At 69.2% G+C, this 16,768-nt stretch carries 17 protein-coding genes and 1 tRNA gene; 9 read left to right on the forward strand and 9 right to left on the reverse strand.

Annotation, left to right across the window (positions count from 1 at the left end; translation table 11 throughout):
- Positions 1-415: 415 nt before the first annotated feature.
- Positions 416-498, reverse strand: a tRNA-Tyr gene (locus AU194_RS04460).
- 115 nt (positions 499-613) lie between these two features.
- Here AU194_RS04460 and AU194_RS04465 point away from each other — a divergent pair.
- A complete protein-coding gene (locus AU194_RS04465; RefSeq protein ID WP_059088028.1) occupies positions 614-1,105 on the forward strand; it encodes a YajQ family cyclic di-GMP-binding protein in 492 nt (163 codons plus the stop codon).
- Here the strand turns inward: AU194_RS04465 and AU194_RS04470 are convergent.
- Both AU194_RS04470 and AU194_RS04475 read right to left on the reverse strand, forming a co-directional pair.
- On the reverse strand, positions 1,092-1,658 hold the full coding sequence (locus AU194_RS04470) for a hypothetical protein (protein ID WP_059088029.1): 567 nt from the start codon (positions 1,656-1,658) through the stop codon (positions 1,092-1,094). The two genes, AU194_RS04465 and AU194_RS04470, sit on opposite strands and share 14 nt — an antisense overlap.
- The gene (locus AU194_RS04475; RefSeq protein ID WP_059088030.1) at positions 1,636-3,483 is read right to left on the reverse strand and encodes an alpha/beta hydrolase; all 1,848 of its coding nucleotides are present in this window, start codon (positions 3,481-3,483) and stop codon (positions 1,636-1,638) included. The genes AU194_RS04470 and AU194_RS04475 overlap by 23 nt, the downstream gene beginning before the upstream one ends.
- A 108-nt stretch (positions 3,484-3,591) precedes the next feature.
- Here AU194_RS04475 and AU194_RS04480 point away from each other — a divergent pair, with 108 nt between their 5' ends.
- A complete protein-coding gene (locus tag AU194_RS04480; protein WP_059088031.1) occupies positions 3,592-4,617 on the forward strand; it encodes an NAD(P)H-dependent glycerol-3-phosphate dehydrogenase in 1,026 nt (341 codons plus the stop codon).
- A gap of 4 nt (positions 4,618-4,621) precedes the next feature.
- On the opposite strand, the gene AU194_RS04485 is transcribed toward AU194_RS04480, so the two are convergent.
- From AU194_RS04485 to grcC1, 4 genes are all read right to left on the reverse strand, one after another.
- Entirely contained in the window at positions 4,622-5,221 is a 600-nt protein-coding gene (locus AU194_RS04485; protein ID WP_059088032.1) for a hypothetical protein, read from the reverse strand.
- A 119-nt stretch (positions 5,222-5,340) separates the two neighbouring features.
- Positions 5,341-6,699, reverse strand: coding sequence for an outer membrane porin GjpA (gene gjpA / locus AU194_RS04490; protein WP_059088033.1), 1,359 nt, complete (start codon positions 6,697-6,699; stop codon positions 5,341-5,343).
- Between the two features lie 170 nt (positions 6,700-6,869).
- Positions 6,870-7,745 (reverse strand): zinc metalloprotease HtpX, encoded by an 876-nt coding sequence (gene htpX, locus AU194_RS04495; RefSeq protein WP_059088034.1) that lies wholly within the window; start codon positions 7,743-7,745, stop codon positions 6,870-6,872.
- Positions 7,746-7,812: 67 nt separating this feature from the next.
- The gene (gene grcC1 / locus AU194_RS04500; RefSeq protein WP_197417510.1) at positions 7,813-8,820 is read right to left on the reverse strand and encodes a nonaprenyl/(2E,6E)-farnesyl/geranylgeranyl diphosphat synthase; all 1,008 of its coding nucleotides are present in this window, start codon (positions 8,818-8,820) and stop codon (positions 7,813-7,815) included.
- 20 nt (positions 8,821-8,840) lie between these two features.
- Between grcC1 and menJ the strand changes: the two genes are divergently transcribed.
- Entirely contained in the window at positions 8,841-10,061 is a 1,221-nt protein-coding gene (menJ, locus tag AU194_RS04505) for a menaquinone reductase (RefSeq protein WP_059088036.1), read from the forward strand.
- On the opposite strand, the gene AU194_RS04510 is transcribed toward menJ, so the two are convergent.
- Positions 10,062-10,322: a hypothetical protein gene (locus tag AU194_RS04510; RefSeq protein ID WP_059088037.1), complete on the reverse strand. Its 261-nt coding sequence runs from the start codon at positions 10,320-10,322 to the stop codon at positions 10,062-10,064.
- 51 nt (positions 10,323-10,373) lie between these two features.
- Between AU194_RS04510 and AU194_RS04515 the strand changes: the two genes are divergently transcribed.
- The 5 genes from AU194_RS04515 (at position 10,374) to ygiD (ending at position 15,161) form a co-directional block, all read left to right on the forward strand.
- Positions 10,374-10,805 (forward strand): GAF domain-containing protein, encoded by a 432-nt coding sequence (locus AU194_RS04515; RefSeq protein WP_231743165.1) that lies wholly within the window; start codon positions 10,374-10,376, stop codon positions 10,803-10,805.
- Positions 10,806-10,873: 68 nt separating this feature from the next.
- Entirely contained in the window at positions 10,874-13,066 is a 2,193-nt protein-coding gene (locus AU194_RS04520; protein WP_197417512.1) for a phosphatase domain-containing protein, read from the forward strand.
- Positions 13,067-13,087: 21 nt separating this feature from the next.
- Positions 13,088-13,723: a trimeric intracellular cation channel family protein gene (locus AU194_RS04525; protein WP_059088039.1), complete on the forward strand. Its 636-nt coding sequence runs from the start codon at positions 13,088-13,090 to the stop codon at positions 13,721-13,723.
- Positions 13,720-14,319, forward strand: coding sequence for an NAD(P)H:quinone oxidoreductase (gene wrbA, locus AU194_RS04530; protein ID WP_059088040.1), 600 nt, complete (start codon positions 13,720-13,722; stop codon positions 14,317-14,319). Before AU194_RS04525 ends, wrbA begins: the two co-directional genes overlap by 4 nt.
- 5 nt (positions 14,320-14,324) lie before the next feature.
- The gene (gene ygiD, locus AU194_RS04535; RefSeq protein WP_059088041.1) at positions 14,325-15,161 is read left to right on the forward strand and encodes a 4,5-DOPA dioxygenase extradiol; all 837 of its coding nucleotides are present in this window, start codon (positions 14,325-14,327) and stop codon (positions 15,159-15,161) included.
- 3 nt (positions 15,162-15,164) lie between these two features.
- Here ygiD and AU194_RS04540 read toward each other — a convergent pair whose 3' ends face one another.
- On the reverse strand, positions 15,165-15,851 hold the full coding sequence (locus AU194_RS04540) for a demethylmenaquinone methyltransferase (RefSeq protein ID WP_059088042.1): 687 nt from the start codon (positions 15,849-15,851) through the stop codon (positions 15,165-15,167).
- A gap of 68 nt (positions 15,852-15,919) precedes the next feature.
- Here AU194_RS04540 and AU194_RS04545 point away from each other — a divergent pair, with 68 nt between their 5' ends.
- Positions 15,920-16,744, forward strand: coding sequence for an SDR family oxidoreductase (locus tag AU194_RS04545; protein WP_059088043.1), 825 nt, complete (start codon positions 15,920-15,922; stop codon positions 16,742-16,744).
- The last annotated feature ends 24 nt before the right edge of the window (positions 16,745-16,768 follow it).

A 16,768-nucleotide genomic window follows, 5' to 3' on the forward strand; every position in this document is an offset into this window, starting at 1 on the left:
GTCGGGATTGTCCAACACCCGCACTGCTCCGTACTTGAAGTGGTGGAACCATGCGTACTTGGTAAGAGCGTCGGGTCATCAACACGGATCTTCGTTTGAGCCTTCCTCCTCTCGGGGAGGGTGATGTCGAAGTGGAGGTCAAGACCAGACAGAACCTGAGGACGGCGTCGCGGACCGCCTTCTTGTCGCAGGTAGCGTGAAACGTCTAGTCCAACCCGAGTGACCGCCAGCGAGCTCATCCCTGAGGGCGATGAGGGCCGCGCGAAGCGTCGCGGCCTAGTCATCGGTGACAGCGAGCGCGTGCCGAGTATCGGCAGCCTCCCACACGCAGAGTTCCACGCGAGTTGTGACAATCCGTGACAATTCCGGACCCTTCGAACACGTCAGGCCCCCTCGAAAGGGGGCCTGATCAGTGTGGCAGGTGCAGGATTCGAACCTGCGTAGGCGTAAGCCGACGGATTTACAGTCCGCTCCCATTGGCCGCTCGGGCAACCTGCCGGGTGGTCGCACCGTGTCCTCGGATCGGGTCCTCGGATTTGGTGCGACTAGCAGGGTACAACGAGGATGGTCCGAAGACGAAAACGCCCGAACAAAGCCAGGAAGGAGCGAGTCCATGGCGGATTCCAGCTTCGACGTCGTGAGCAAGGTCGATCGTCAGGAGGTCGACAACGCGCTCAATCAGGCAGCCAAGGAGCTGAGCACCCGTTTTGACTTCCGGGGCACCGACACCACCATCGCCTGGAAGGGTGACGAGGCCATCGAGATCGTCAGCTCCACCGAGGAGCGCGTGAAGGCCGCCGTCGACGTCTTCAAGGAGAAACTCGTCCGCCGCGACATCTCGATGAAGGCCTTCGACGCCGGCGACCCGCAGCCCAGCGGGAAGACCTACAAGGTCTCCGGCACCATCAAAGAGGGCATCACCAGCGAGCAGGCCAAGAAGATCACCAAGATCATCCGAGACGAGGGTCCCAAGGGCGTCAAGGCCCAGATCCAAGGCGACGAGATCCGCGTCAGCAGCAAGAAGCGCGACGATCTGCAGACCGTGATCGCGCTGCTCAAGCAGGCCGACCTCGAGGTGGCGCTGCAGTTCGTCAACTACCGCTGAGCAGTTCCGGGGTGATGTCGCGACCCACCGTCTTACCGTCGTCGCGGTGGTCGGTGGTGTTGCGGCACTCCCCCTGAACGGTGAACGCCAGCAGCCCGTCGACGTTGCCCGGACCCATCACCACCATCACCCCGTCCTTGTGGATGACGGTGCCGTAGGGCTTCTTGCCCGGCGGCGGCCCATCGGTCCAGCCGGCCGCGACCATCGCGTCGGCGACCTGGCGCGCGTAGGTCTGGGTGTCGGTGCCCGCGGGCAGCTGTGCGCTCATCTCCAGCAGCCCGCGATACGGCGGCTCCCCCTGGTCGTTGCACGACTCGAACGAGAACCCGCCGCCGACGTCCTGCAGCCCGGCGACGGTCCGCAGCTCCCTGCCGACGTCGACGACCTGGGCTTGGGCCTGTTCGTCGGAAAGGGGCGCGGCCACCTCCTCGCCGCCGCCGCGGGATTCCGGGTTCGAGTCGGACATCGAACATCCTCCTAACGCGATCGTGCCCGCCAGCAGCGTGGCGGTCAGCGCCGCCCGCATCCGCTCACCCGGTCGGTTTGTAGTCATGGTCAGTGGTCACAGAGCTCCCTGGTCGGCCGGCTTCCGGATCGATGAACGCGGGTGTGCCCGGGATGTCGGAGTCGATGTGCGGTATCGGGACCCGGCCGACGAACGGCAGGTCCACGTGATCGGGGGTGGTGATGTGCGGTTGACGACGGCCCTCGGCGAGCAGGCCCTGATCGGCCAGCCGGTCACTGTTGCCGCTGGCGATCTCGGTGATCGCCCGCATCGATTCGCTGCCCAGGTCGTAGTAATGGGAATGATCATGCACGTCCAACCCGTCCTCTCCGGCCACTTCGGCGTGGAAGCGCACCGAGCCGAACTCGTCGCCCGCGGGGTCGGCGCCGAGCCCGGCGTCCGGCCCGACCGGGTATCCCAGCGTGCGGTTGAGCACGTCCGCCGGGAGATCACCGGGGGTGCCGATCCAGCTGACCGGATCGGTGGACGCCGCGCCCACGTAGACATTGCCGCCGTCGAGGTGGAAGTCCGCCGCGCTCTTGGCCAGATCGGTGCCCGGGCTGCCGATCAGCACCGCGTCGTTGGCCCGCATCCCGCTGCCGGCGAACGCGTCGGCCACGGTCGTCGAACCGTAGGAGTGCCCGATGACGGTGACGTGCGACGGTCCGGTGTGGGTGGCCGACAACCCGTTCACATCGGCCGCCAGCAGCTCCCCGCCCGCCCGCGCGAGATCGGGATTCGCGATGCGCAGATCGGTGAAGCCGTCGGGCGCGTCGTAACCCATCCACATGATGACCGCGGTCGGATCGTCCGGGTCGGCGAGCCGGGACTGGTCGTAGAGGTTGATGCCGTCGTTGTGCCCGTCGGCGAGCCACCCGTCGCGCACGCTGCTGCCGGTGCCAGGCACGATCACCGCGGTGTTCCTCGCGGTGTCGGGGTTACCGATCGCGATCGCCGCCCGCCCCTGCCCGTTGTCGGCCAGCGGCTGGTAGCCCCACAGCATCACCGGCCGCGGGTTCTTCGGGTTGGGGCCGCGCTGGTGCGCCAGGCCCTCGCTGGTGCGGCGGGCGTTGTGGAAGCGGGTCGCGTCGGTCTGGGTCAGCCCGTAGCGCGTCGGGTCGGCGATGACGTCGTCCTCGGAGACCCCGTTGCGCTCGGCGGCGGCGCGAACCCGGTCGAGGTCGTCGGTCATCACCGCCCGGTTGACCTCGTCGCGGACCGCGGCGGGAATCCCGTTGAGGTTCCCCAACTCCGGTGGGTGGTCGGCGATCAGCCGGTCTTGCTCCGCCCGGCTCAGCGAGTCCCACCACGTCTTGACGTCCTCGGGTGCGGTGTCCTTGCCGGGGAGCTGCCGCGGATCACCGAGTGTGCCGTGCGGTGTCTGCGGCACCGGCCCGCCGACCGCCGCGGTGACGGCCGACGCCGTCGATCGGTCGATGGCGTCGTACTGCTCGAGCAGCTTCTTGATGACGGCGGTCCAGGCCAGTGCCAGCCCGGCGAACACCGGCGGCAGGAACGGCGGCGGCGTGCAGGTGCCGTCGTCGGCGACCTGCCAGCCCGCGGCGCGCAACGTCTTGACCAACATCAGCAGTCCGCGCCGGGTCGATGACAGCTGCGCACCGCCGGTCTGCAGCGCCGTCTGCAGCGCGGACAGGCGCGCCCGGAGCTCCGCCTGCTGATCCAGATTGGCCTCGGCCCGGGTGATCGCCGCGTCGGCGGCCCTGCCCTTCCAGTTCCCCCGCAGCTCCGCCAAAGTGTGCCGCTGTTGGGCCATGACGGTGTCGAGAGCGGTGATCTTCTCGCCGATGCGCGCTGCGGCGTCGATCAGACCGTCGGGATTCGACCCTTCGACCACCGCCAGCGAAACCGACACCGCACCCCCTGAGTCGACCGGTTCTCATTATCGCCCGGCCCGCGACGCGGTTGCTGCACCAATCGAATCGCCCTCACCGACGGCGGTCCCCGTCCTACGCTGATCGCCATGGCACACGCGCAACGACAGCCCAAGGTCGTCGTCCTCGGAGGTGGCTCCTGGGGAACCACCGTCGCATCGATCTGCTCCCGCCGGGCACCCACCATCCAGTGGGTGCGCTCGGAAGACACCGCCAAAGACATCAACGCCAACCACCGCAACTCGCGCTACCTCGGCGACGACGTCGAGTTGAGCGAGACGCTGCGCGCGACGACGGATTTCACCGAGTGCGTCAACAGCGCCGACGTCGTGGTCATGGGGGTGCCGTCGCACGGGTTCCGCGGGGTGCTCGAGAAACTCGCCGCCGAACTGCGGCCGTGGGTGCCGGTGGTGTCGCTGGTCAAGGGGCTCGAACAGGGCACCAACATGCGGATGAGCCAGATCGTCGACGAGGTGCTGCCCGGACATCCGGCCGGGATCCTGGCCGGGCCGAACATCGCCCGCGAGGTCGCCGACGGGTACGCCGCGGCGGCGGTGCTGGCGATGCCCGACCAGCACCTGGCCGCTCAGTTGGCAGAGTTGTTCCGCACCAAGCGTTTTCGTACCTACACCACCGACGACGTGGTGGGCGTGGAGATGGCGGGTGCCCTGAAGAACGTGTACGCGATCGCGGTCGGCATGGGCTATTCACTCGGTATCGGGGAGAACACCCGCGCCATGGTGATCGCCCGCGCGGTGCGCGAGATGTCGAAACTCGGCGAGGCCATGGGCGGACACCGCGACACCTTCGCGGGTCTGGCGGGTATGGGCGATCTGATCGTCACCTGCACCAGCCAGCGCAGCCGCAACCGGCACGTCGGCGAACAGCTCGGGGCCGGCAAGCCGATCGAGGAGATCATCGCGTCGATGAACCAGGTCGCCGAGGGCGTCAAGGCCTCCAAGGTGATCATGGAGTTCGCCCAGCAGTACGGGTTGAACATGCCGATCGCCCGCGAGGTCGACGGCGTGATCAATCACGGATCCACGGTCGAGCAGGCCTACCGCGGCCTCGTCGCCGAGAAGCCCGGCCACGAGGTGCACGGCTCGGGGTTCTGAGCCCCTAGTTGAAGTAGGGGTTGGTGCGGCCTTCGCGGGGCAGCAGCAGCGGGTTGCTCGGCTGCAGGACGAAGCTGGCCGTCGGGCTGAGGACGAAGCCGGCGCCGTTGTGCGCGTCGACGCAGGTGGTCATCGTGCCGTCGGTGCCGCAGCTGACGGTCTGGAAGCTCAGCCGGGTGTTCGCAGGCAGCGGCTTGACCTCTTCGACGACGCTGCTGAAGGAGTTGGCCGCGTTCGAGAACGTCGGCACGCCGCCGATGGCGCCGCTGACGTGGTTCGCACCGCCAGGAGCGGCGGGGATGGGGCCGCTGCAGCCGTAGGCGCCGCCGCGCTGGATGACGCAGGTCAGGTCGCCGGGGGCGCCGAAGACGTACCAGGTGCCCTCCATCGCGCGGTACTCCGCGGGGCTCACCGGCGGCCAGGCGTTGACGTTCGGCGCGGGCGGCGGCGGGGCGGGCTCAGGCGTGGGCGGTTGAGCCGCGGCGGCGCCGGCCGTCATGACCGCTGCGCCGAGGATCGTGGCGGCTCCTGCCAGGATTCTGCTGAACACGCCCACACCATATGTGGCGGGGTGGCGGCGCGCAGCGGCTGACTGGTTTCCCATGCGTTGATCATCGCCTCCGGGTCGGGTTTCGTTTCTCGGCCGAGCGCGTCGAGATCGACGTGAGGGTCGTCAGCCGAGGGGTTCGACGACCCTGGTGTCGATCTCGACGCGCGACGGGGCTACTCCGACTTCGTTTCGGACTTCGAGTCGACCTTGCTGTTGGACTTGGTGTCGTCCTTGCTGTCGGCGCTGTCGCCCGCCTTGGTCTCCGAGGACTTCTTCGGACCCTTGTGGAGCTTGGCGCCGATGGCGTTCAGCCGGTCGGTCGCGTTCTTGACGGCACCCTTGATCTGGCTGCCGAGATCGTTGCGCTTCACGTCGGGCTTGGCCTTGGCGGGCGTCGCCGTCTCCTGATCCGCCTCGGTCGGCTCCGTGACGTCGTCGGCCTGCTCCTCGGCGGGCGCATCAGCGGCAGGCGTTGCGGCCGAGTCGGTTTCGTCGGTCGCCGGCTTGTCGTCGTCGTCGGTGACCGTGTCACCGGCGGTGATGGCCTGGACGGTGACGGTCTTCGAGGCCGAGACCGAGGTATCGTCCGCCGTCTTCAGCGCAGGCGCGTCGACCCGCGGGGCCAGCGGGTTCCCGATGCCATCCCAGCCGATCGCCTTCGCGATCGTCTGCGACAGCCCGATCAGCGAGCCGATCGCACCCGGGCCCACGCCGGTCGGACCACTGCCGTCGCCCAGATCGATCGACATGGCGTTGAAGATCGATCCGCCGGGGCTGAGCAGCCCGCCGAAGACGAGGCGGGCGCCGAAATCCAAGTCCGGGAAGGGCGACTCGAGCCCGACCGCTTTGAGCAGTGGAGTGATGTCCACCGACTGGCCGCCGTTGAGGAACGCGTCGGCCATCGCTGCGGGGGTGTTGACCAACGTGTTCAGCGCGGCCTCGAAATCGGGTTCGTCGCCGGTCAAGTTTCCGACGATCGCATTCGTACTGGCGGCCAGCGCCAGGACCGGAGCGACGACCGGACCCACCAGGCCCAGGAGCACACCGCTGAGGTAGCTGGTGGAGAACTGCACCAGCGGCGCCAGGTCGGCGGGCACCACAGGCGGTATGAAGCCCGGGATCCCGTGGAGCAGCAGGTCGTAAACCGGCCCGTGGTCGCCTTCGAGCGTGCTCAGATCCTCGGCGAACAGCGAGGTGAGCGCCGCTTCCAGGTTCGTGCCGATCTGCTCGGCGATCGCGCCGACGTCGGGCAGCTCGCCCAGATAGCCGAACTGGTTGGCGAGCACCTGCTGCAGTACCGGGGCGGGGGTCTGCAGCCAGGCGTCGGCCAGCTTCTCCAGGTTGGCGCCCGAGGTCTCGAACACCTGTAGCCAAGCCTCGATCGGGTCGACGGCGGCGCTCAGTTGAACTGCGGGATTGGCCACCTTGACCTCGGGCAGGGTGGGGGTTGCGACCAGCGGGGGAATCGCAATGGCGCTCGCACCGACCAGGGCGATACCGGCGGTCGCGAACGGTCGAACACTCGTGTGCATCAGGCTCCTTTGATCTTGTCCGGGAGTGGACCGGACGGAACCTTACTGCGCAGTAAGTTGAAACGTTGCAAAATCGGAATATTGCCCTGACCAGCAGGTTCACAGGTTCAGGACAGGGCAATCACAGGATGGGATGCCGCGGAGAGAGCGTCGATACAACGCGAGCGAGCTCAGTAGTAGCCCGGCCCCCGGCCGGCCATGTCCTCGAGGCGACGGATCCGGTCCTCGATCGGCGGGTGCGTCGAGAACAGCTTGCCGATCTTCTCGCCCGACCGGAACGGGCTCGCGATCATCAGGTGGGCCTGATCGGCCAGCTGGGGCTGCGGCGGCAACGGCGCCGCCTCCACCCCGCCGGAGATCTTGCGCAGCGCCGACGCCAGCGCCAGCGGATCGCCGGTCAGCTCGGCCCCGGACTGGTCGGCCTGGTACTCCCGCGACCGCGACACCGCCATCCGCACCACCGTCGCCGCGATCGGGCCGAGGAAAGAGACCAAAAGCAGCGCAAAGGGATTCGTCCCCTCGCGATTGCCGCCGAACATCCCGGCGAACAGTGCGATGTTGGCCAGCGCGGTGATCACCGACGCCATGGCCCCGGCCACACACGAGATCAGGATGTCGCGGTTGTACACGTGCGAGAGCTCGTGGCCCAGCACCGCGCGCAGTTCGCGCTCGTTGAGGATCTGCAGGATCCCCGTCGTGCAGCAGACCGCCGAGTTGCGCGGGTTACGTCCGGTCGCGAACGCGTTCGGGTTCGCGGTGTCGGAGATGTAGAGCCGCGGCATCGGCTGGTGCGCCGCGTTGGCCAGCTCCCGCACGATCCGGTACATCACCGGCGCCTGCAGTTCGCTCACCGGCTGCGCATGCATCGCCTTCAGCGCCAGCTTGTCGCTGTTGAAGTACACGTAGACGTTCATGCCGACGGCGAACAGCACCGCCAGCGCCATGATCGAGCGGCCGAACAGGGAACCGACGAACACGATCAGCGCAGACATCCCCACCAACAACAGGAACGTCTTGAACCTGTTCGCGTGCGGATTCCACGTCATCAGCTACCCCCTTGTGAAGTCTTCGCTGATCCAACGCTGCATACAGCCGTCTGGGTTCCGGCGGATCTCAGCCGTGCCGGGTGATCGTGTAGTCGACCAGCGAGGCCAGCGCTTGGCGGCCCGGCATGTCCGGCAGCGCCGCCAGTTCGTCACGGGCCTCCTGCGCGTATCGCGCGACGGTCGCCTTCGCCTGCTCCATCCCAGGTGAGCGGCGCAGCAGCCGCAGCGCCTCGGCCAGATCGTCGTCGTTGTCGACGGGCCGGGCGAGCAGTTCACGCAGCCGGTCGGCGTCCGGGCCGGACTCCCGCAGCGCGTACAGCACGGGCAGGGTGTGAACACCCTCACGCAGGTCGGTGCCCGGCACCTTGCCCGATTCGTCGGGATCGCTGTCGATGTCGATGATGTCGTCGGAGATCTGGAACGCCGTGCCGACGATGCCGCCGAGGCGCGCCAACCGCTCGATCTGGGCCTCGTCGGCCCCGGAGAACGTCGCGCCGAAACGGCCCGACGCCGCGATCAGGCAGGCGGTCTTCTCGTAGACGACCTTGAGGTAGTGGTCGATCTCGTCCACGTGCTCGGCCGCGCCGCGGGTCTCGCGCATCTGCCCGGTGACGAGCTGGGCGAACGTGTCGGCGATGATGCGCACCGCCTCGGGCCCGAGCCGGGACACCAGCCGCGAGGCCGTCGCGAACAGGTAGTCCCCGGCGAGGATCGCGATGTTGTTACCCCAGCGGGCGTTGGCGCTCGGCGCTCCGCGGCGCATCTGCGCCTCGTCCATGACGTCGTCGTGATAGAGCGTGGCCAGATGGACCAGCTCGATCACCGCGCCCGCCACCGTGACCTGCCAGGCGTCGGGTTCGGGCCCCAGCTGGGCCGAGAGCACCGTGAACAGCGGCCGGAAGCGCTTGCCGCCGGCCTGGAAGAGATGCTGGACGGCCTCGGCCATCAGCTCGTCCGCCCTGCCCAGCTCGGTGGACATCAGATCCTCGATGCGGGCGACTCCGGCGCGGACGTCGGCCGCGAAGGCCGCGTCGCCGAAATCCACGCCCGCCACCACGGTCGCCGGTGTCCTCACCCTGCCAACATACTGTGACGATGAAGACCCGGGCGGATGTGGTCGTCGTCGGCGCTGGACCTGCGGGTTCGTCGGCCGCGGCGTGGGTGGCCCGCAATGGCCGCGACGTGCTGGTGATCGACTCGGCGCAGTTCCCGCGCGACAAGGCGTGCGGGGACGGGTTGACCCCGCGCGCGGTCGCCGAGCTCGAACGCCTTGGCCTCGGCCCGTGGCTGGACACCCGCATCCGGCACCGCGGGTTGCGGATGTCGGGGTTCGGTTCCGCGGTGGAGGTGGACTGGCCGGGCCCGTCGTTCCCGTCGACCGGCAGTGCGGTCCCCCGCACCGAACTCGACGACCGGATCCGTTCGGTAGCCGCCGACGACGGCGCCAAGATGCTGCTGGGGACCAAAGCCGTTGGCGTGCGGCATGATTCGTCCGGCCGGGTCGAGGCGGTGACGCTGGACTCGGGTGAGGAGGTCGGCGTCGGGACGCTGATCGTCGCCGACGGGGCCCGCTCGACGCTCGGGCGCACGCTGGGCAGGCAGTGGCATCAGCAGACCGTGTACGGCGTCGCGGTCCGCGGGTACATCGCCAGCCCCCGCAGCGACGAACCGTGGATCACCTCGCATCTGGAGTTGCGCTCCCCGGACGGCAAGGTGCTGCCCGGATACGGCTGGATTTTCCCGCTGGGCAACGGCGAGGTGAACATCGGCGTCGGCGCGCTGGCGACCGACAAGCGGCCGGCGGACGCCGCGCTGCGGCCGCTGATGTCGTATTACACGTCGCTGCGGCGCGAGGAGTGGGGGTTCACCGGTGAACCGCGGGCCCCGCTGTCGGCGCTGCTGCCGATGGGCGGTGCGGTGTCGGGGGTGGCCGGCCCGAACTGGATGCTGATCGGCGACGCGGCGGCGTGTGTGAACCCGCTCAACGGCGAGGGCATCGACTACGGGCTGGAGACCGGACGGCTGGCCGCCGAGTTGGTGGGCGCCGCCGACCTGGCGCAGGCGTGGCCCGCGGTGCTGACCGAGCACTACGCCCGCGGGTTCTCGGTGGCGCGGCGGTTGGCGTTGTTGCTGACGTTGCCGCGGTTCCTGCCGGTGGCCGGGCCAGTCGCGATGCGGTCGACAACGCTGATGCGCATCGCCGTCCGCGTGATGGGCAACCTGGTCACCGACGAGGACGCCGACTGGATCGCCCGCGTGTGGCGGGTCGGTGGGCTGGCCTCGCGAGGTCTGGACGCCCGCAAACCGTTCAGCTGATCAGAGGTCGCGCTGCCGAAACCTGGCGAATACCAGGGCGATCCGCATGTCGGCGGGCGGGCGGTCATCGCTGCGGGTCGAATCGGTCAGCGCCAGCGCGATGAGGATGTCGGCGGTCGTGATGAACAACCCGATCCAGTACGCCCACTTCATCGTCGGATCCGGGCGGGTGGTGAAGAACAGCACGAGGAAGATGGGCCCGACGATGCCGAGGGTGAACATCATCAGCTGAAAGCGCACATACCGCCAGAACGTCTGCAACAGCCACTCCCGTCGCCGGTCGGTGCGAGCATATCCCGCAAGATGGCGGACATGGTTGCGGTCTATCGGGCGCCGATGCGGTCCCGCGACGACGGGATCGACGTCGCGCGGACGATCGAGCGGGCCCGTCGGCTCGGGGTGTGCGGATTCGGGGAACTCGGCGTCGACGGGGAGCGCCTGACGCGCCGCATCGCCCGGTTCGCCGAGATCGCCGACGGCGCACTGGTGTGGACCCGCGACCCGGACGGACTGTTCTGGCTCGGCCGCATCGCGGGCCCGTACCGGCGCGACGACACCGCTGCCGCAACGGCTGTCGACCTGGTCCACGTGCGGCCCTGCCGGTGGCTGGCCGACCCGTTTCTCGAACCGCAGCTGCCGCCTGCGGTGCTGGCGACCTACCGCCGCGGCGGGCGCAACTTCCAGCAGACCCACGACCCGACCGTGGGTGAGCAGAGCCTACGGTTGTGGGAGTCACGAGCCTGATCGCCCTTCGCCGCAACCTTTTTCGCGCGAATCCGGTGACCGCGGCCCGATCGGGGCACAATTCAAGGGTGCCGATCCCACCCGACGGACCCGCATTCGGTGTGGTGTGCGACGTCGACGGGGTCCTGCCGATCACCCATGTGCGCAGGCAGTGGGGCCGGGTGCGGGCGCTGCTCAATCGCAGTCCGCGCGACCGCCGGTCGGTGCTGGGCATGCCGCATCTGGTACGCCATCTCGCCGAGTCCGAGCTCACGCCCGAGGTGTTCTACCTGACCGCCGCCCCCGACCTGTCCGCGCAGGTGATCGCGGAGGTCCTCGACAACACCGGCTACCCGCCCGGGACCACGCTCACCGCAGGCGGTGACCTCGCCCCGGGCTGGCTCGTCGGGCAGAGTCTGGCGCCCAAGCGGGCGGCGCTCGACCGGCTGGCCGAACAGCATCCCGACCGGCGGTGGATCCTGTTGGGCGACGACGCCGGAGCCGACCCCCACCTGTTCGCGGGGTTCGCGCGCGAACATCCGGGCCGGGTCGCAGTGATCGCGCTGCGCGAGGACTTCATCCGGACCTACCGCCCGGTGCGCGGCGACGAGTTGCCCGGGGTCAGTGTGGTCGCGGCACCGAACGCCGAGGAGTTGCTGCCGCAACTCAACGCCGTCCTCGAGCTGCGGACCCGACGGCACACGGCGATCAACGGATGGTTCCTGGCCGCCGGGGAACGCGGTAACGACGCCACCCGGCTACGGGCGTGGACGACGCAGAATTCGGTGACGCCGCTGCTGCACGGGCGCACCTACTTCGCCGCACTCGCCGAGGCGTTGGCCGCAGCCGGGTCCGGGGACCTGATCCTGATGGCCGGGTGGCGTGCCGACGCCGACGAACGACTCACCGACGACGGACCGACCGTCGCCGATGCGCTCTGCGCGGCCGCGCGACGCGGCGCGACGGTACGAGTGCTGTTGTGGCGCGCCCACATCGGCGCGCTCGGGTACCACCTCGAACAGAACCGCGACTTCGCCAGGACCGTATCCACGGCCGGTGTGGAAGTGCTTCTCGACCAACGCATCCGGGCGCTCGGCAGCCACCACCAGAAGGCGGTCGTGATCCGGTACGCCGGGCGGCCGTCCGAGGACGTGGCGTTCGTCGGCGGCATCGACCTCGACCGCGGCAGCCGCGACGACGCCGGCCACCGCGGTGACCCGCAACCCGACGCGTCCGACGACCTGTACGGCGCCACCCCGGCCCGCCACGATCTGCAGCTGCGGCTGCACGGACCCGCCGTCCGCGAGGTCGAGGACGTGTTCCGGGAACGCTGGGACGATCCGGCCCTCACCAGCCGACTGCCGTGGCAGGTCGTCTCGGACCTCGTGTACCGCACCCGCCGCACGGCGACACCGCTTCCCGAACCGGCGCCCGACCCGCCGGTCGCCGGTGACTGTGCGGTGCAACTGCTGCGCACCTATCCGCGTCGCAGGCCCGCGCACCCGTTCGCCCCGCTGGGTGAGCGCAGCGTCGCCCGCGGTTACGCCAAGGCGCTGCGCCGGGCGCGGCGGCTGATCTATGTCGAGGACCAGTACCTGTGGTCGGTCGACGTCGCGCGCATCTTCGCCGCGGCGTTGCGCCGGTCACCGGATCTGCATCTCATCGCGGTGGTGCCGCGCCGCGTCGACCAGAAGGTGGCGACCAGGGCGGCGGAGATGGGTCAGCTCGAGGCGATGGCGATGGTGCGCACCGCCGGCGGGGACCGGGTGCAGATCTTCGACATCGAGAACGCCGAGGGCTGGCCGATCTACGTGCACGCGAAGGTGTGCATCGTCGACGACGTGTGGGCGGTGGTGGGCAGCAACAACCTCAACAACCGCTCGTGGACCCATGATTCGGAACTGGCCGCCGCCGTCATCGACGACGAGCGGGACACCCGCGCACCCGCCGACCCCGGTGGATTGGGTGATGGCGCACGGCGATTCGCGCGCCGGTTGCGGCTGGACCTGATGCGCGAACACCTCGAGCTCGATGATGATGCCGACCTGCTCGACCCCGACCGGGCCGCCGCGACCGTCCGCGCGGAGGCCGCCGCGCTCGACGCCTGGCACGCCGGCGGGTGCCGCGGGCAGCGGCCGCCGGGCCGCCTGCGTCACCACGAGTTCCGGCACGACCGGGACCGCCCACCCGCCCGGCACCGGTGGCTGACCATCCCGGCCTATCGCATCGTGCTCGACCCCGACGGGCGGCCGTTGGGGATGCGGTTGCGCCGCGCTTATTGAGACCCGTGATAGGCAGGACCGGTGAACACCCAACCGCCGCTGCTGTTCGCACTCGATCTGACCGGCACGTTCGTGTTCGGGCTCAACGGGGCGTTGACGGCACTGCGGGCGACCCACCTCGACGTCGTGGGTGTGGTGACGCTCGGCATGATGACGGCGTTGGGCGGCGGGGTGATCCGTGACGTGCTGATCGGGGCGATCCCGCCCGCGACGTTCGTGGACTGGCCGTACTTCATCCTCGCGGTGGGCGGGGCGCTGATCGCGTTCGCGCTCAACCACGTCCTGGCGCGTTGGGAGATGTCGATCACCGCGCTCGACGCGATCGGGCTGAGCGTGTTCGCGGTCATCGGCACCATGAAGGCACTGGCCTACGGGCTCGGGGTCGCCCCGGCGGCGCTGCTCGGGGTGATCACCGCCGTGGGCGGCGGCACGATCCGCGACGCCCTCGTCGGACAGGTGCCCACGGTGCTGCGGAGCGAGCTCTACGCGATCCCGGCGCTGATCGCCGCGCTGCTCACGGTGCTGATCATGCGGCTCGACGTGTACAACCTGGCGACGGCGCTGGCCGCGGCCGGCGTGTGCTTCGTGATCCGGATGCTCGGGGTGCGGTATCACCTCAACGCGCCGCGGCCGCCCGGCTATCGTCCGGAGACATGACGAAACTTGCAGTGATCTACTACTCGGCGACCGGGCACGGCACGAAGATGGCCGAGCGCCTCGCCGCGGCGGGCGAACGCGCAGGCGCCGACGTGCGGGTGCGCCACATCGCCGAGACCAGAGACCCCAAGACGTTCGCCGAGAATCCCGCCTGGTCAGCGAATTACGAAGCGACCAAAGATCTTCCGGCCGCCAGCGGGGACGACGTCGTCTGGGCCGACGCGGTGATCTTCGGCTCCCCCACCCGCTTCTCCAGTACGGCGTCGCCGTTCCAGGCCTTCTTCGACTCGCTCGGAGGTCTGTGGGCGCACGGCAAACTGGCCGACAAGGTGTACGCGTGCTTCACCTCGAGCCAGACTGTGCACGGCGGACAGGAGACCACGCTGATCGGGATGTACACCTCGCTCATGCACTTCGGGGGCATCCTCGTGCCGCCGGGCTACACCGACGGGCTGAAATTCGCCGACGGCAACCCCTACGGGGTCAGCCACGTCACCGGGCCGCACAACCAGAACGACCTCGACGACGCCACGCTGGCCGCGCTCGACCACATGGCCACCCGCGTGGTCACCGTCGCGGCGAAACTGGTGACGTGACGCCCATGCCTGCGGCGTTCATCGGGCACGGCAGTCCGATGAACGCGCTGGAAGTGAACCGCTACACCGCGGCGTGGCGCGCCTTCGGGGCGGCGGTGCCGAAACCGCGGGCGATCCTCGTGGTCAGCGCGCACTGGTACATCAACGCGACCGCCGTGACCGCGATGCCGCGGCCCCGCACGATCCATGACTTCTACGGGTTCCCGCAGGAGTTGTTCGACGTGCGATATCCGGCCCCCGGACTACCCGACTTGGCCGACGAGGTCAGTGAGGTGGTGCACCCGACGTGGGTGGGCGCCGACATCGACAGCTGGGGTATCGACCACGGCACCTGGTCGGTGCTGGTGCACGCCTTCCCCGATGCGTCGATCCCGGTGGTCCAGCTGTCCATCAACGCCGATAAACCGCTGGACTACCACCTCGACCTGGGTGCGAAGCTGGCCCCGTTGCGGGAGCGCGGCGTGCTGATCCTGGCCAGCGGCAACGTCGTTCACAACCTGAGGGCGATGGACTGGAACCTCGCCACGGGATTCGATTGGGCGCAGCGCTTCGACGACGCGGCCCGAGAGCAGATCCTGTCGGATCCGTCCGGCGCCGCCGGGCTGACCGGGCACGCCGACTACGGGATCGCGGTGCCGACCCCGGACCACTTCATCCCGTGGCTGTACCTGGCCGGGCTGGCTGCCGCGGGCGAGGACGAGGCGCGGGTGCTCGTCGACGGCTACTCGTACGGGTCGCTGTCGATGACGGCCTACACGCTGGGGTTGGAACCCGTTGCGGTCGAGGATGTTTCGGCGACCCAGCAGCCGCCGAACGCACCCGCCGACACGTCGAACATCTGACGGTCAGGGTTTGACCGCGGCGTGCAGCGCCACGATCCCGCCGGTGAGGTTGCGCCACCGCACCTGCGACCACCCCGCGTCCGCGATCCGCTGCGCCAGACCCGGCTGATCGGGCCAGGCCCGGATCGATTCGGCGAGGTAGACGTAGGCGTCGGGATTCGACGCCACCGCACGCGCCATCCGGGGCAGCGCCTGCATCAGGTACTCCTTGTACAGCGTGGCGAACGCACGGTTGGTCGGCGTGGAGAACTCGCACACCACCAACCGGCCGCCGGGCCGCGTCACCCGCGCCATCTCCCGCAGACCCGCGACGTGGTCGACCACGTTGCGCAGGCCGAAGCTGATCGTCACCGCGTCGAAGGAGTCGTCGGCGAACGGCAGTTTCGTCGCATCCCCGGCCACCTTCGGCACGTCGCGCCCGCGTCCCGCCGACAGCATCCCCACCGAGAAGTCGGCGGCCACGCACCACGCGCCGGAGGCGGCGAGTTCGACCGTCGAGACCGCGGTGCCCGCCGCGAGGTCGAGCACCTTGTCGCCGGGTCCGATGCCCAGCGCCGCGCGGGTCTGCCGACGCCAGAACCGGTCCTGCCCCAACGAGAGCACGGTGTTGGTGATGTCGTAGCGGCGTGCCACCGCGTCGAACATCGACGCGACCTCATGGGGGTTCTTGTCCAACGACGCCCGGCTCACGACGCCGACGCTACCTGTGAATGTCCTGGCTTCGGGAATGGGGGACGCCGCCGCCCTTGTTAGCGGGTATGAGTGGAAAAGTCTGGTTCATCACTGGTACATCGCGCGGATTCGGCCGCGAATGGGCGATCGCCGCACTCGAGCGGGGTGACCGGGTGGCGGCGACCGCACGCGACACCGCGACCCTGACGGATCTGGTCGACAAGTTCGGCGACGCGCTGCTGCCCATCGCGCTCGACGTCACCGACCGCGAGGCGGACTTCGCCGCCGTCACACAGGCGCACGACCATTTCGGACGCCTCGACATCGTCGTCAACAACGCCGGCTACGGACAGTTCGGGTTCATCGAGGAGCTCTCCGAACAGGAGGCGCGCGACCAGATCGAGACGAACGTGTTCGGAGCGCTCTGGATCACCCAGGCCGCCCTGCCGTACCTGCGGGCGCAGCGCAGCGGCCACATCGTGCAGGTGTCGTCGATCGGCGGGATCAGCGCCTTCCCCAACGTCGGGATCTACCACGCGTCGAAGTGGGCGCTGGAGGGGTTCTCGCAGGCGCTGGCGCAGGAGGTGGCGCCGTTCGGCGTGCACGTGACGCTGGTCGAGCCGGGCGGGTTCTCCACCGACTGGGCGGGCCCGTCGGCCAAGCACGCCACCCCGATCCCCGACTACGACGAGGCCAAGGCGCAGGCGCAGGCCGCCCGCAGCAAGCGCAATGCCACACCGGGTGATCCCAAGGCGTCGGCGAGCGCGATCCTCAAGGTCGTCGACGCGGAGAACCCGCCGCTTCGGGTGTTCTTCGGCGAGGTGCCGTTGAGCATCGCCAAGGCCGACTACGAGAGCCGGCTGGCGACGTGGGAGGAATGGCAGCCCGTCGCGGTCGAGGCGCAGGGGTAGGCCGCTGTTTGACGGGCTACCGAC

This window comes from Mycobacterium sp. GA-2829, assembly GCF_001499965.1.
GTDB lineage: Bacteria > Actinomycetota > Actinomycetes > Mycobacteriales > Mycobacteriaceae > Mycobacterium.

Bases quoted from the DNA above. Each gene is read 5' to 3' on its own strand.
- menJ (WP_059088036.1), top strand. From the start codon at position 8,841: ATGAAGACCCGGGCGGATGTGGTCGTCGTCGGCGCTGGACCTGCGGGT.
- AU194_RS04470 (WP_059088029.1), bottom strand. From the start codon at position 1,658: ATGACTACAAACCGACCGGGTGAGCGGATGCGGGCGGCGCTGACCGCC.
- AU194_RS04485 (WP_059088032.1), bottom strand. From the start codon at position 5,221: ATGGGAAACCAGTCAGCCGCTGCGCGCCGCCACCCCGCCACATATGGT.
- gjpA (WP_059088033.1), bottom strand. From the start codon at position 6,699: ATGCACACGAGTGTTCGACCGTTCGCGACCGCCGGTATCGCCCTGGTC.
- AU194_RS04545 (WP_059088043.1), top strand. From the start codon at position 15,920: ATGAGTGGAAAAGTCTGGTTCATCACTGGTACATCGCGCGGATTCGGC.
- wrbA (WP_059088040.1), top strand. From the start codon at position 13,720: ATGACGAAACTTGCAGTGATCTACTACTCGGCGACCGGGCACGGCACG.
- AU194_RS04465 (WP_059088028.1), top strand. From the start codon at position 614: ATGGCGGATTCCAGCTTCGACGTCGTGAGCAAGGTCGATCGTCAGGAG.
- ygiD (WP_059088041.1), top strand. From the start codon at position 14,325: ATGCCTGCGGCGTTCATCGGGCACGGCAGTCCGATGAACGCGCTGGAA.
- AU194_RS04515 (WP_231743165.1), top strand. From the start codon at position 10,374: ATGGTTGCGGTCTATCGGGCGCCGATGCGGTCCCGCGACGACGGGATC.
- AU194_RS04480 (WP_059088031.1), top strand. From the start codon at position 3,592: ATGGCACACGCGCAACGACAGCCCAAGGTCGTCGTCCTCGGAGGTGGC.
- htpX (WP_059088034.1), bottom strand. From the start codon at position 7,745: ATGACGTGGAATCCGCACGCGAACAGGTTCAAGACGTTCCTGTTGTTG.